Genomic DNA, 12,527 nt, shown 5'->3' on the forward strand with positions numbered 1-12,527 from the left:
GGTGACAAAGACAGCCCAAACAAAACCGGACTGTCAAACCGATTGGCGTACTCATCATCAGCGGGAAAAATGACGCATCCTCCCAGCTCCCTTCCTAAATTACTATCGTTATGATACTAAAAACGTTCCGGCTTGTCAAGCGGAAGGCCGGGCCGAAAAATCACCAAAGCTCGTTTTTGGTTCCGCAGTACGGGCATTTGGGGGAATCCAGGTCGTATTTCTTGTAGCAGTTCGGGCAAACGACCTTTTGAATCTCATCCTCTTCGGGTTTTTCGGGGGGCGGGTCAAGGCGCGATTCAAGGGAAGAGACGCGCTCCATCAGATCGCCAAGCTCAACCAGCGCCAGCCCGAGCGTGATCAGCAAAAAAACACACAGCACGCTGAAAAAATTCAGATTGTCCGCCATTAAAAAAAGCAAAACAATGGCGGCGGGCAGAGTCAAAAGACCAACTGTTTTTAAAAAAGAAGACATGAAAAACCTCCCGGTTCCCCTAGCGCGCCGGAAAACAGCGTAAGGAAAATATTGGATTCCATGTATCTATCATACCGCGCGGATTCTGTTTCTTCAAGGGAAATTCTCTAAAGGAGAAACAGGTCGCCGAAAGGGAGGCGTCAGCTTTTGCGAGGCCGGGCGCACTTGATTTTAGCGCGCGGATCGCTTATGATAAAAAATGAGGCGGCGAAACGCCGCAGAAACGGAGAACCATGATGGAAAAACAGGAACGAAAAGAGCGGCTCAGCGAATACCGCGAACGCAAAAAAATCGGCGGAATCTGCGCGGTTCGGAATATGAAAAACGGAAAAATGCTGCTGACGGCGGCACCGGATCTGCGGGGGTTTCAGAACCGCTTTGAGTTTTCTAAAACAACCGGGGGTGCGGTGAACCTGAAGCTGCAAAAGGACTGGGACACGTTCGGGCCGCAGGCGTTCGAATTTGAAGTGCTGGAAGAGTTGGAACAGAAGGAAACCCAGACCGCGAAGGAATTTTCGGAGGATTTAAAGGCGCTTTTGGAGCTGAAAACGGAAGGCTTCGACCCGGAAACGCTGTACTGAACAGGAAGCGGGAGGAAACTTGCCATGCGGGAGCAGTATGTGAGCAAAGCGGTGCTGCGGCGCGACCGGGTGCCGGATTTTAACCGGTACCCGTTTTCCGTCCCGGCGGTGCATGCTTTGACGGAACTGCCGCTGCATCCGAACGTGACGTTTTTAGTCGGGGAAAACGGATCGGGAAAATCAACGCTGACGGAAGCGCTGGCCGTCTGCTGCGGCTTTAATCCGGAGGGAGGCAGCCGGAATTTTGCGTTTGAAACGTACCGTTCCCACTCCGAGCTGTGCGAGTATCTTTCGCTGTACAAGGGCGTGCGGCACCCGCGCGACGGTTATTTTCTGCGCGCCGAAAGCTTTTACAACGTGGCGACCAATATCGAACGGCTGGACGAGGGCGGAATGGGCCCGCAGGTCAAGTGGAGCTACGGCGGCTCGCTGCACGAAAAATCGCACGGGGAAAGCTTTTTCGCGCTGCTGATGAACCGCCTCGGCGGGCACGGGCTTTATATTTTCGACGAGCCGGAGGCCGCGCTCTCGCCCCGGCGGCAGCTCGCGATGCTTTGCCGCATCGACGAGCTGGTGAAAGAAGAATCCCAGCTGATCATCGCGACGCATTCGCCGATTTTGACCGCGTACCCGGACAGCGTCATTTACGAGCTTTCCGCCGACGGAATTCACCGCCGCGCATATGAGGAAACGGACAATTTCCGTGTGACAAAAGAATTTTTAAACCGGTATCCCCGCATGCTGCGGGAGCTTCTGGACTAAAAACCGGGAATCATCCGTTGATTGAAAAAGGAGGAACGGGATGGACAAAAGAGAAAACTATACAAAGATTAATTCGGAAACCTGGGACCGCTGGGCGCAGGACGGGAACGAATGGAGCATCCCGGTTTCCCACGAGGAATTTCTAAGTGCCCAAAAGGGAGACTGGAGCGTGCTGCTGACGCCGATGAAACCGGTCCCAAAGGAGTGGTTCCCGCCGTTTTCGGGACTGAAAATTCTCGGCCTTGCCAGCGGGGGCGGGCAGCAGATGCCTGTTTTTACGGCGCTGGGAGCCGAGTGCACGATTTTCGACAATTCCGCCCGGCAGCTGGATAGCGAACGGATGGTCGCGGAGCGCGAGGGATACCGCATCGAAATCATCCGGGGAGACATGACAAAGCCGTTCCCGTTCCGCGATGAAAGCTTCGACCTGATTTTCCATCCGGTTTCCAACTGCTACATTGAAGAGGTTCAGCCCGTTTGGAACGAGTGCTTCCGCGTCCTGAAGCACGGCGGCGTTCTTCTCGCCGGAATGGACAACGGCCTCAACTTCCTTTTCAACGACTACGACCGCCTGGTGGTGGAAAATCCGCTGCCGTTCAATCCGCTCAAAAATCCCGCTCTTTACGAAGAGCTGATGAAAAACGACGACGGGCTGCAGTTCAGCCACACGATGGAGGAGCAGATCGGCGGGCAGCTGAAAGCCGGGTTCCGCCTGACCGATCTTTATGAGGACCGTGACCGGCCGGGAAACGGAAGGCTGCGGGATTTTGCGCCGACTTACCTTGCCACCCGCGCGGTAAAGCCGTAAAAAATCCCCTCCGGAGAACCGGAGGGGATTTCATGTTTGTATGACTCAGCGTTTTTTATCCGCCTTGTAGTAAGAGGACGGCATGGTGATTTCCAGCTGTTTGCCGGTTCCGTTGACCACGCAGTCCAGCGGGTCGTCCGCGACATGGACCGGCATGCCGGTTTCCTGCTCCACCAGACGGTCCAGCCCGCGCAGCAGCGCGCCGCCGCCGGTCAGCATGATGCCGTGGTCGATGATGTCCGCCGAAAGCTCCGGCGGAGTCTTTTCCAGCGTGCTCTTGATCGCGTCGACGATCAGGGCCAGCGGGTCGCTCAGCGCTTCGCGGACTTCACCGGCGCTGATGGTGACGTTTTTCGGCAGGCCGTCGACCAGATTGCGGCCCTTGATCTCGACGGAAGCGCCTTCGTTGTCTTCCGTCGGGAACGCCGAGCCGATCTTGATTTTAATTTCCTCCGCGGTGCGTTCGCCGATCAGGAGGTTGTACTTCTTTTTTACATAGGAAATGATGGATTCGTCGAACTTGTCCCCCGCGCAGCGGACGGAGACGGAGGTGACGATGTCGCCGAGCGAAATCACGGCGACCTCCGCGGTGCCGCCGCCGATGTCGACGACCATGCTGCCGGTCGGCTCGGAAACGGGCAGCCCGGCGCCGATGGCGGCGGCCATCGGCTCTTCGATCAACTCCACGTTATTGGCGCCGGCCTGGCGGGCGGCGTCCTCCACGGCGCGGCGCTCAACCTCCGTAACACCGGAGGGGATGCAGATGATGATATGCGGCTTGGAAAAAGCGTTCGCTTTCACAGCCTTGCGGATGAAGTGCTTCAGCATCGTCGCGGTGATGTCGAAATCGGCGATGACGCCGTCCTTCATCGGGCGTACGGCGACAATGGAGCCCGGCGTGCGGCCGATCATCTCCTTCGCCTGCTTTCCGACCGCCAGAACGGTGTCCGAACGGACGTCCACCGCGACGACGGACGGCTCGCGCATGACGATTCCTTTTCCCTTCATAAATACCAGGGTATTCGCGGTACCCAGATCAATTCCTATATCCTTTGAAAACATCTGTTTTTCCCCTTTCAAGTCATCCGGGCCGGGAGCGGTGCCGGAAGCTCCGATCTTTCCTTATTATAACCCGAATGCCGGAGATTCTCAATATCTAATTCCAGAATTCCGTGCCCGCGGCGGGCTACTCGTCTTTTTCCTGCAGGCCGGTGAGAATCCGGTGTATTTTTGAAATCGGCAGGCCGACAATATTGTAGTAATCGCCGTTGATCCGCTTGACAAACAGCGCGCCCCGGCCCTGAATCCCGTAGGCCCCGGCCTTGTCGAGAGGCTCCCCCGAATCGACATAGTCGTCGATTTCCTGTTGCGAAAGCGCGTAAAACTCGACCGATGTGCACTCGTGGCCGCAGATGAGTTTTTTGCCGCTGATTACGGTATAGCCGGTGTAAACCTGATGTACGTTGGCGGACAAAAGCTTCAGCATGGCTTTTGCCGCTTCCGCGTCTTTCGGCTTGCCGAGGATTCTGCCCTTGAGCACAACGAGGGTGTCGGCGGCAAGAACCACGGCCTCGGGGTTCTGTTTTGCGACGGCCTGCGCTTTGCGCGTGGCAAGCTGCTCCACAATCTGCATGGGCGGCGTTCCGTGCAGAAAGGTCTCGCTGACATTTGCCGGCGCGACGGTAAATTCATAGCCGGCCATTTTCAGCAGTTCGCTGCGGCGCGGCGATGAAGATGCAAGCAATAACATGGTAACGAAACTCCTATCTCTTTTGATGAATTTTCTTTAGCGTATCCTGTTGTACGCCAGAATTGCGGCAAGCAGCAGAAGCGCCTGCGCAACGTGCAGGTCCACGGTCATGCCGAATGTGAAGCGGAGAACGGACAGGTCCACGTTCACGGGTGAAACCCCGAAGCTGGCCCCGGCGCTTAAAAAGGAGAGAAAGCGCACGCCGGCCGCCGCGTCGGAAGCGGCTTTGCCCAAAACGACCGCCAGAACAAGCAGAACGATAAACAGAAGCGTTTTTAGAATACCCTTTTTCATGTAAAAAAACATCCCCGACAATAATTGCCTATTTTCCGGTGGAACCGAACCCGCCGGCGCCCCGGTCCGTCTCGCCCAGGTCGTCCGTTTCCAGAAGCTCCGCCTGAAAAACCGGCGCCACGACCAGCTGGGCGAACCGTTCCCCGGGGGAAAGAAGATAGGAAGCATCCCCCGAATTGACGATCCCGACGATCAGCTCGCCGCGGTAGTCGCTGTCGATGACGCCGACGGCGTTCGACAGCGTGATGCCGTGCTTCACCCCAAGGCCGCTTCGCCCGAAGATGAGCCCGACGGTATCCGGCCCGGGCAGCGCGACCGCCACGCCGGTCGGAATGCGGTAAAGCCCGCGCGGCTCGATCAGAACCGGTTCGTCGATGCAGGCGTAAAGGTCCAGCCCCGCGGCGCCCTCGCTGCCGCGCGTCGGCAGCACCGCGTTTTTCCTGAGTTTTTTAATTTTTACCGTTTTTTTCATGCGTCCTCCCGCCGGGGAGCGAAACCGCGGTAGTACAGCCCCCGCGTAAAGGAGTTCGGCTCCGCGGCTCCTCCGGTTCCGTTTTCCGTGTCGTTGATGATCCGTTCCGCCTCGCCCGCGGATTCCGTCGAAAAGCGGAGCAGGCCGAAATCGATTCGCTCCACGTCGTTCCCGCGACCGGCGAGGGACAGCGGGACGGAGTTGAGCACCTCGCTGCACGCGCCGTAACACTGTACGGGGAATTTCACGCTCCGGCGGTCGGTCAGCTCCGGCGGCGTTTTGCAGGAAAGGCAGCCCTTCGGCGAATTCGCCGCCGGGCAGTTCCGGCAGAGCATCAGCGGAAGCCTGCCGTAAAGGAAAAGCCCGCGCGGCGTGTTGCCGCCGATTTTCGCCGCCTGACGCAGCGTTAGCTCAAACGAGAGCTCCGCGTCGGCGACGCCGAGGGCGCGGTAGGATTCCAGCGCCGGGGTATTGGTGATGTTCAGTGAAAAACCTCCGTGGACGGTGAGGCCGCAGTCCAGCGCGAGCCGGACTGCATCGAGCGTGCCGGCCCACACGTGGGTGATTCCCGCCGCCTTTGCGTTTTCCAGGCTGCGGCGAACCGCGTTTTCGATGCCGAACATGCCGCGCGGCAGTTCGACCGCCGCGGGAAAGCCGTCCTCGAGCAGTTTTGCAAGGCGGCGCGGCTCCGTGCGATAAGGGACATAGCAAAGCTCCAGCCCTTTGGCGTTTTCCGGAAGTTCCGTGCCGACAAAGCGGGCGCGCAGCCGGAAAGGACCCGCGCGGTGCGGCTCCGTGCCGGGATCGGCGCAGTCCGCCCATGAAATCGCGGGGCGTTCGGCGCGGCGGCTCAAAAGGGCGTCGAGCGCCTCGCGCCGCATCCGGTTTAGTTCCGAAACGGGAACGGCCAGGCCTTCGTCAAGCTCCACCCGGGCCTCGCCCGCGAAAAACGGAGTTCCGCCCGTCTTTTGAAGCTGACCGGAACAGCGGTCGGCGTCAAGCGCGCGGTGCGCCGCGCGCTCCGGAACCATCCCGGAAACGGTGGCCTCGCCGCCGTCCCGGTCGGCGGCCGTCAACTGCATCGGCTTATTATATTTTATTTTCAAAGTAAAATCAACGGGAATTTTCATAAATTCTTTGGAATAAAGATTTCGAAGGCCGGAAAGCACTTCTCCGGTCGCCGCGGCGGCGTCTTCCTTCGAACGGACGCCGAACATTTCCCGCCCGCGTCTGCCGTCCGGGTAGCCGGTGGTAAAGCCGGAGCGCGAAAAAACCGCGCCGAGGTTTTGCAGCAGCTCGGGCGGGATCTGCTTTCCGTCCGCCGAAAGGCGGCAGGCGGCAGCGGCGGCGGCGACGTACTCCGGCCGCTTGAGCCTGCCCTCGATTTTCGCGCAGACCGCGCCCGCTTCGGAAAGCTCCGAAAGCCGAGGGATCATCGACAGGTCCTTCAGGCTCAGGTCGTGCCCCGTTCCCCCCGGGGCCGCGAACGGCAGGCGGCAGGGCTGGGCGCACATGCCCCGGTTGCCGCTGCGCGAGCCGAGGACGGAGCTGAAATAGCACTGCCCGCTGACCGACATGCACAAAGCGCCGTGAACGAAGGTTTCCAGCTCGATCGGGCATGCGGAATGAATCTCCCGGATTTCAGCGAGAGAAAGCTCCCGCGCCAGAACAACGCGCGTAAAGCCGAGGCCGTACAGCGCTTTTGCGCCGGACGGCGTGTGGACGCCCGTCTGTGTGGAGGCGTGCAGCTTCAGGCCCGGCGCGTGCCGGAACAGAAGAGACGCGAACCCCAGATCCTGTACGAGCAGCGCGTCCACCGGCAGGGAGCAGGCGAATCGCGCGAAATCGAGCGCCGCTGGGAGTTCGTCGTCCAGCAGCAGCGTGTTGACCGCAAGGAATACCTTGACCCCGCGCGCGTGGCAGTACTCGACGGCCTCCCGCAGCTCCGCGTCGGAAAAGTTTTTCGCGCCCGCGCGCGCGGAAAAACGGCCCCCGCCGAGGTAAACGGCATCCGCCCCCGCGCGGACGGCCGCCGTCAGGCTTTCCGGCGAACCGGCCGGAGCCAGAATCTCCAGGTTACGGTTCATCGGTTTTCTTTTCAAAAAAGCTCATGAAGCCCTCCGGGTCCGGGCCGTCCTCCTGCGGGGTTACGCGGGAAAAGCTGCCCGTCTGCGGGCGGGGCACGTCCGCGCCGGGAGCAATCGGCGGCGCTTTTTCGGCGGGAGTGCCCTCCGGAACCTCTTCGCCCGCCGCGGAAAGGCGGGAGCGCAGGGTCTGAATTTCGCGCTTCAGGCGCTCGATTTCCCTGCGGGATTCCTCCGCCTCCAGACGCGCGTGGGAAGAATCCTCCAGGTAATCGCGAATCTGCGTGCGCAGATTCTCAGCCGCGTCGGTCGCCTTGTGGGCCTCATCGCAGTAGCTTAACGCGGCGGTGATTGCAGCCATTGTGGCGGAAATACGCTCGTTCCGGTCCATGAACGCATCGATGGCCTTCTGAACCTCGTCGCCGACGGAGCGCATGTAACCCTCGCTGTCCTCAGAACTGATGACGCATTCACAGCCGCAGATGTTCAGTTTGATCCTGTTCTTGCTCAATCCATTCATTCCCTTTCATGAAGCCGCGTTTGATATATAGCCTATTATAATCTATTTCACTATAATATGAAAGTGATTTTCGTCACTTTTTCTTTCCGCTTTTTGCGCGCCGCGCCGGAAAAAACGGAACCCGCCCAAACAGGACGCGCAGGAAGGGAGAATTTGTTGAAGTTGCATAAATATCCTGAAAAAAACTCTTCCAATAAATCTTTAAAAACCGAAAGCGGAATTTTGTAGAAAAACCGCGGCGCAATAAGCAAAACGGGCATTTTTGCAGTGTGTTCGGCAATGGGAATACTGGCCTTGATAAAAGAATTAAATTGGTGTATCATATACAGAAATACTTCTGCTTGTTAGGAGGAAGAATCCGATGATTTACCGGCAGCCGATCAGGAAGATCCAGGAGTCTGTGAACAGTATGCTGGAGCTGGTGTTCGGGGTCAGCTTGAAAAACGCCACGGATGAGCAGTGCTACAAGGCGGTTGCGCTCTGCGTGCGCGACCAGATGGAAAAGGGGCGCAGCGAATTTATTCACCTTGCGGAGCAGACGAAGACCAAGCATATTTATTACCTTTGCATGGAATTCCTGCTGGGCCGTTCGCTGAAAAACAGCCTTTTTAATCTGGGGCTGGAAGAGGATTACCGCAAGGCGCTTGCCGGGCTCAATCTGAATCTGGACGCGCTGTACGAGCAGGAACCGGACGCGGGGTTGGGCAACGGCGGCCTCGGAAGGCTGGCGGCGTGTTTTCTCGACGCGATGGCGTCGCTGGGGATTCCGGCGACGGGGTATTCGCTGCGCTATGAATACGGCATCTTCCGGCAGAAGCTGGTGGACGGCTGGCAGACGGAGCTGCCGGATTTCTGGCTGCCGGGCGGCAAAATCTGGCTCAGGAGCGAGCCGGAGAAAAGCGTGGAGGTGCGGTTCAACGGCCGCATCGACGACTACTGGAACAACGGGTTCCATGTGGTGAACCATAAGGATTTCACTAAGGTGATGGCGGTGCCGAGCGATTTGTACGTTCCCGGCATTGACGGGCGCGGCGTGAGCCGCCTGCGCCTGTGGGCGGCGACCAGCGAGGACTTCGACATGAGCCTGTTCAACGGCGGGGATTACCTGCGCGCCGTGGAGCAGAAGGCGATGGCGGAGACCATCACGAAGGTGCTGTACCCGGAGGACAACCACCCGGAGGGCAAGAGCCTGCGCCTTTCGCAGCAGTATTTTCTGGTTTCGGCCGCTGTGCAGGACATCATCCGGCACCATCTGTTCCAGAACCGGACGCTCGACAATCTGCCCGACTGCATCGCAATCCATCTGAACGACACGCACCCGGTGCTGGCGATTCCGGAAATGATGCGCATCATGATGGACGAATGTGGATACGGATGGGATTCTGCATGGGAAATTGTACAGAATGTATTCGCCTACACCAACCATACCGTAATGTCGGAGGCGCTCGAATGCTGGGGCATCAACCTGTTCCGGTCGCGCCTGCCGCGCATTTACCAGATCGTGGAGGAGATCAACCGCCGGTTCTGCGCCGGGATGCACAACAAGGGCGTGGACGGATATCAGGTGGGCCGCATGGCGCCGTGGAACGACGGCTTTGTCAAGATGGCGAACCTTGCGGTCGCCTCCTGCCACAGCGTGAACGGCGTTTCAAAGCTGCATTCCGAAATTTTAAAAGACCGCGTGTTCCACGACTTCTACACCGAAATGCCGGAAAAATTCACCAACGTGACCAACGGGATCGCCCACCGGCGCTGGCTCTGCCAGGCGAACCCGGGCCTTGCGGCGCTTTTGACCGAGCTGACCGGCGACGGCTTTGTGCGCGACGCTTCCGAGCTGGAAAAGCTGATGAAATACAAAAGCGACCCGGCGGTGCTGGAAAAGATGGCGGCGATCAAGCGGGAAAACAAGATCCGTCTGGCAAAGTACGTCAAGCGGGAAAACGGAGCCGACCTGGACCCCGATTCGATTTTCGACGTGCAGGTCAAGCGCCTGCACGAATACAAGCGGCAGCACTTAAACGCGCTGCAAATTCTGACGGACTATCTCCGCCTGTGCGAAAATCCGGAGATGGAGTTCACGCCGCGCACCTATCTGTTCGGCGCGAAGGCGGCCCCCGGCTATTACTTTGCGAAGCAGATCATCCGCTTTCTCGTCGACCTGGGCAAAACGATCGACGCCGACGAGCGGGTCAACAAAAAGATGAAGGTCGTTTACCTGGAGGATTACCGGGTCACGCTCGCGGAGCTTTTGATGCCCGCGGCGGACCTCAGCGAGCAGATCTCGCTCGCGGGAACGGAAGCCTCCGGCACCGGCAACATGAAATTCATGATCAACGGCGCGGTGACGCTCGGCACGCTGGACGGCGCGAATGTCGAAATCCGCGACGCGGTCGGGGAAGAAAACATGATTTTGTTCGGCATGAACGCGCAGGAGGTCGAGGAGCGGAAAAAGGCCGGATACCGGCCGCGTGCTTTCGCGGAGAAAAATCCGGAGCTGCAGGCCGCGCTGAACGCGGTGGAAAAGGGCTTCTGCGGCGTCGATTTCCGCGACATTTCCAATTCCCTGCTCTCCTCCGACCCGTACATGGTGCTGGCGGATTTCGACTCCTACGACAAGGCGCGCCACAAGTCGGAGCGGCTGTATCTGGACGCGGATCAGTGGAGGAGCATGTGCCTTGTGAACACGGCAAAGTCGGGGATTTTCTCCGCGGACCGCGCGATTCGCGAATACGCCGAAAACATCTGGCACGTAAAGCCTGTTCCGGAGGTGAAACGGCATGTTTAATTCGAGAAATCCGATGCACCGGGACCCCGTGGGCGCGGTGCCCTCGGGAACCCGCGTGCACTTTAAAATCACGCTGCCGCGCAGTCTGGGCTGTTCCGGCGCGCAGCTGGTCATGCGAAACGGGGCCGACGGGCGCGAGGAGCCCTGCGGCCTGTTCTGGTGCGGCATGAACGGCGACGGCGCGGAGTGGTGGGAATGCCATTTTGAAGCCGAAAAGCCCGGCGTTTATTTTTACGATTTTAAACTGGAAACGCCCTGCGGGCACCGGCGCCTGACGCGCGGGCCGATTGGCGAGGCCGTGTTCGACGGCGGTGCCCTGTGGCAGCTCACGGTGTATGAAAAAGAATTCAAAACGCCGGACTGGCTTGCGGGCGGGGTGCTCTATCAGATTTTTCCGGACCGTTTTGATTCCTCCGGGCAGGCGAAAAACGGCGTTCCGGCGGACCGCAGACTGCACGAAAGCTGGGACGAATCCCCGGACTGGCAGCCCGACGGGCAGGGAAAAGTTACAAATTCCGACTACTTCGGCGGCGACCTTGCGGGCATCCGCGAAAAGCTGCCGTACCTGAAATCGCTCGGCGTAACGTGCCTGTACCTGAACCCGATCTTCGAGGCGCACTCCAACCACCGGTACAATACGGCGGATTACACGAAGATCGACCCGCTGCTGGGCACGGAAAAGGATTTTCGCGCCCTTTGCGCCGAAGCGGCAGGCATGGGAATCCGCGTGCTGCTGGACGGCGTGTTCAATCACACGGGCAGCGACAGCGTCTATTTTAACCGGCAGGGGCGCTACCCGGGAAAAGGCGCGTACCAGTCGAAGGAATCGCCGTACTACCCGTGGTACCAATTCAAAAGCTGGCCGGAGCAGTACGCCTGCTGGTGGGGGTTTCCGACCCTGCCGAACGTGAACAAGGAAAATCCGGAGTACCGGGAATATATCTGCGGGGAAAACGGAATCATCCGCCGATGGCTGCGCGCAGGGGCTTCTGGATGGCGGCTGGATGTGGCGGACGAACTGCCGGATGAATTTCTGGATGCTCTGCGGCAAGCGGTCAAAAGTGAAAATCCGGAAGCGCTGCTTGCGGGCGAAATCTGGGAGGACGCCTCCAACAAGATCGCTTACGGCAAACGGCGGCGGTACCTGCTGGGGGAACAGCTCGACAGCGTGATGAACTATCCGTTCCGCAATGCGGTGCTGGGGTTCCTGACCGGCGGCGACGCGGCGGCGTCTATGGAAACGATTCTGTCTGTTCTGGAAAACTACCCGCCGCAGGTTGTCCGGGTTCTGATGAACAACATCGGCACGCACGACACCGAGCGCGCGCTGACCGCGCTGGCGGGGGAGCCGCGCCGGAACCGGGGGCGGCAGTGGCAGAGCGAAACGCGGCTTTCGCCGGAACAGCGGACGCGCGGGCTCGCGCTGCTGCGCTGCGCGTCTTTTTTGCAGTACACCCTGCCGGGCGTTCCGTGCCTGTACTACGGCGACGAAGCGGGAACGGAGGGGTACGCGGACCCGTTTAACCGCGCGCCGTTCCCATGGGGGCGTGAGGACGGGGAACTGACGCGGTGGTACCGGTCGCTGGGAAAGCTCCGCGCCCGGTGCGCCTGCCTGAACGGCGGAAATTTTCTGCCCGTCGCGGCGGACGGAGACGTTTTTTCCTATGTTCGTTCCGGCGGCGGGGACGCTCTGCTCTGCGCGGTGAACCGTTCGCCGGAGGAGCGCCGCGTGGTGGTTCCGCCCGAATGGAGCGGGGCGGAGGCGGTGTTCGGGACCGTGCCGGACACGCGCGGCGCGCTGACTTTGCCGCCGTTTGGGACGACGGCGCTCCGCCGCGTCCTCGACCGGACGGGGCAAAAATAAAGAGAAATAAGGCCGCGCGGACGCTTCTGCATCCGCGCGGTCGTTTTGTCGGCGGCCCCGCCGTTTCAAAAGGACGGAGAGCCATGTTGCCTGCGGCACCTCTCCTGATAAGAGCGTGCCCAATTCTGCCTGATT

The 12,527-nt window shown here is 59.6% G+C and carries 12 protein-coding genes; 5 read left to right on the forward strand and 7 right to left on the reverse strand.

The genetic code is table 11. From position 1 onward, the window contains the following. Nucleotides 1-160: 160 nt before the first annotated feature. On the reverse strand, nt 161-472 hold the full coding sequence (locus ACLQ3M_RS00180) for a hypothetical protein (protein ID WP_411675698.1): 312 nt from the start codon (nt 470-472) through the stop codon (nt 161-163). A gap of 233 nt (nt 473-705) precedes the next feature. On the opposite strand from ACLQ3M_RS00180, the gene ACLQ3M_RS00185 reads away from it, so the two are divergent. From ACLQ3M_RS00185 to ACLQ3M_RS00195, 3 genes are read left to right on the forward strand one after another with little or no spacing between them, the layout of a single operon-like run. Then, entirely contained in the window at nt 706-1,053 is a 348-nt protein-coding gene (locus tag ACLQ3M_RS00185) for a GIY-YIG nuclease family protein (RefSeq protein ID WP_411675699.1), read from the forward strand. A 24-nt stretch (nt 1,054-1,077) separates the two neighbouring features. Continuing rightward, nucleotides 1,078-1,815 (forward strand): AAA family ATPase, encoded by a 738-nt coding sequence (locus tag ACLQ3M_RS00190; RefSeq protein ID WP_411675700.1) that lies wholly within the window; start codon nt 1,078-1,080, stop codon nt 1,813-1,815. Between the two features lie 40 nt (nt 1,816-1,855). After that, complete coding sequence (locus ACLQ3M_RS00195; RefSeq protein ID WP_411675701.1) at nt 1,856-2,623, forward strand: class I SAM-dependent methyltransferase; 768 nt, start codon at nt 1,856-1,858, stop codon at nt 2,621-2,623. A gap of 45 nt (nt 2,624-2,668) precedes the next feature. On the opposite strand, the gene ACLQ3M_RS00200 is transcribed toward ACLQ3M_RS00195, so the two are convergent. The 6 genes from ACLQ3M_RS00200 to zapA form a co-directional block, all read right to left on the reverse strand. Continuing rightward, nucleotides 2,669-3,685, reverse strand: coding sequence for a rod shape-determining protein (locus ACLQ3M_RS00200; protein ID WP_411675702.1), 1,017 nt, complete (start codon nt 3,683-3,685; stop codon nt 2,669-2,671). Between the two features lie 124 nt (nt 3,686-3,809). Further along, nucleotides 3,810-4,373: a Maf family protein gene (locus tag ACLQ3M_RS00205; RefSeq protein WP_411675703.1), complete on the reverse strand. Its 564-nt coding sequence runs from the start codon at nt 4,371-4,373 to the stop codon at nt 3,810-3,812. Between the two features lie 36 nt (nt 4,374-4,409). Further along, nucleotides 4,410-4,667, reverse strand: a complete 258-nt coding sequence (locus tag ACLQ3M_RS00210) for a DUF4321 domain-containing protein (RefSeq protein WP_187034294.1) — start codon at nt 4,665-4,667, stop codon at nt 4,410-4,412. Between the two features lie 28 nt (nt 4,668-4,695). Further along, nucleotides 4,696-5,139 (reverse strand): dUTP diphosphatase, encoded by a 444-nt coding sequence (gene dut / locus ACLQ3M_RS00215; RefSeq protein ID WP_411675704.1) that lies wholly within the window; start codon nt 5,137-5,139, stop codon nt 4,696-4,698. Next, nucleotides 5,136-7,226: a peptidase U32 family protein gene (locus ACLQ3M_RS00220; protein ID WP_411675705.1), complete on the reverse strand. Its 2,091-nt coding sequence runs from the start codon at nt 7,224-7,226 to the stop codon at nt 5,136-5,138. The genes dut and ACLQ3M_RS00220 overlap by 4 nt, the downstream gene beginning before the upstream one ends. After that, nucleotides 7,216-7,734 carry a cell division protein ZapA gene (zapA, locus tag ACLQ3M_RS00225; protein WP_411675706.1) on the reverse strand — a complete coding sequence of 173 codons (519 nt, stop codon included), beginning with the start codon at nt 7,732-7,734 and terminating at the stop codon, nt 7,216-7,218. Before zapA ends, ACLQ3M_RS00220 begins: the two co-directional genes overlap by 11 nt. Before the next feature lie 370 nt (nt 7,735-8,104). Here zapA and ACLQ3M_RS00230 point away from each other — a divergent pair, with 370 nt between their 5' ends. After that, nucleotides 8,105-10,528 (forward strand): glycogen/starch/alpha-glucan phosphorylase, encoded by a 2,424-nt coding sequence (locus ACLQ3M_RS00230; RefSeq protein ID WP_411675707.1) that lies wholly within the window; start codon nt 8,105-8,107, stop codon nt 10,526-10,528. Beyond that, nucleotides 10,521-12,392 carry a glycoside hydrolase family 13 protein gene (locus ACLQ3M_RS00235; RefSeq protein ID WP_411675708.1) on the forward strand — a complete coding sequence of 624 codons (1,872 nt, stop codon included), beginning with the start codon at nt 10,521-10,523 and terminating at the stop codon, nt 12,390-12,392. The genes ACLQ3M_RS00230 and ACLQ3M_RS00235 overlap by 8 nt, the downstream gene beginning before the upstream one ends. Nucleotides 12,393-12,527 lie beyond the last annotated feature (135 nt).

It is taken from the genome of Caproicibacter sp. (genome assembly GCF_046707225.1).
Classification (GTDB): Bacteria; Bacillota; Clostridia; order Oscillospirales; family Acutalibacteraceae; genus Caproicibacter.

Excerpts from the sequence above, each read along its gene's own strand:
- ACLQ3M_RS00200 (WP_411675702.1), bottom strand. The coding sequence starts at position 3,685 with ATGTTTTCAAAGGATATAGGAATTGATCTGGGTACCGCGAATACCCTG.
- ACLQ3M_RS00230 (WP_411675707.1), top strand. The coding sequence starts at position 8,105 with ATGATTTACCGGCAGCCGATCAGGAAGATCCAGGAGTCTGTGAACAGT.
- dut (WP_411675704.1), bottom strand. The coding sequence starts at position 5,139 with ATGAAAAAAACGGTAAAAATTAAAAAACTCAGGAAAAACGCGGTGCTG.
- ACLQ3M_RS00220 (WP_411675705.1), bottom strand. The coding sequence starts at position 7,226 with ATGAACCGTAACCTGGAGATTCTGGCTCCGGCCGGTTCGCCGGAAAGC.
- ACLQ3M_RS00210 (WP_187034294.1), bottom strand. The coding sequence starts at position 4,667 with ATGAAAAAGGGTATTCTAAAAACGCTTCTGTTTATCGTTCTGCTTGTT.
- ACLQ3M_RS00190 (WP_411675700.1), top strand. The coding sequence starts at position 1,078 with ATGCGGGAGCAGTATGTGAGCAAAGCGGTGCTGCGGCGCGACCGGGTG.
- ACLQ3M_RS00235 (WP_411675708.1), top strand. The coding sequence starts at position 10,521 with ATGTTTAATTCGAGAAATCCGATGCACCGGGACCCCGTGGGCGCGGTG.
- ACLQ3M_RS00180 (WP_411675698.1), bottom strand. The coding sequence starts at position 472 with ATGTCTTCTTTTTTAAAAACAGTTGGTCTTTTGACTCTGCCCGCCGCC.
- ACLQ3M_RS00195 (WP_411675701.1), top strand. The coding sequence starts at position 1,856 with ATGGACAAAAGAGAAAACTATACAAAGATTAATTCGGAAACCTGGGAC.
- ACLQ3M_RS00205 (WP_411675703.1), bottom strand. The coding sequence starts at position 4,373 with ATGTTATTGCTTGCATCTTCATCGCCGCGCCGCAGCGAACTGCTGAAA.
- ACLQ3M_RS00185 (WP_411675699.1), top strand. The coding sequence starts at position 706 with ATGATGGAAAAACAGGAACGAAAAGAGCGGCTCAGCGAATACCGCGAA.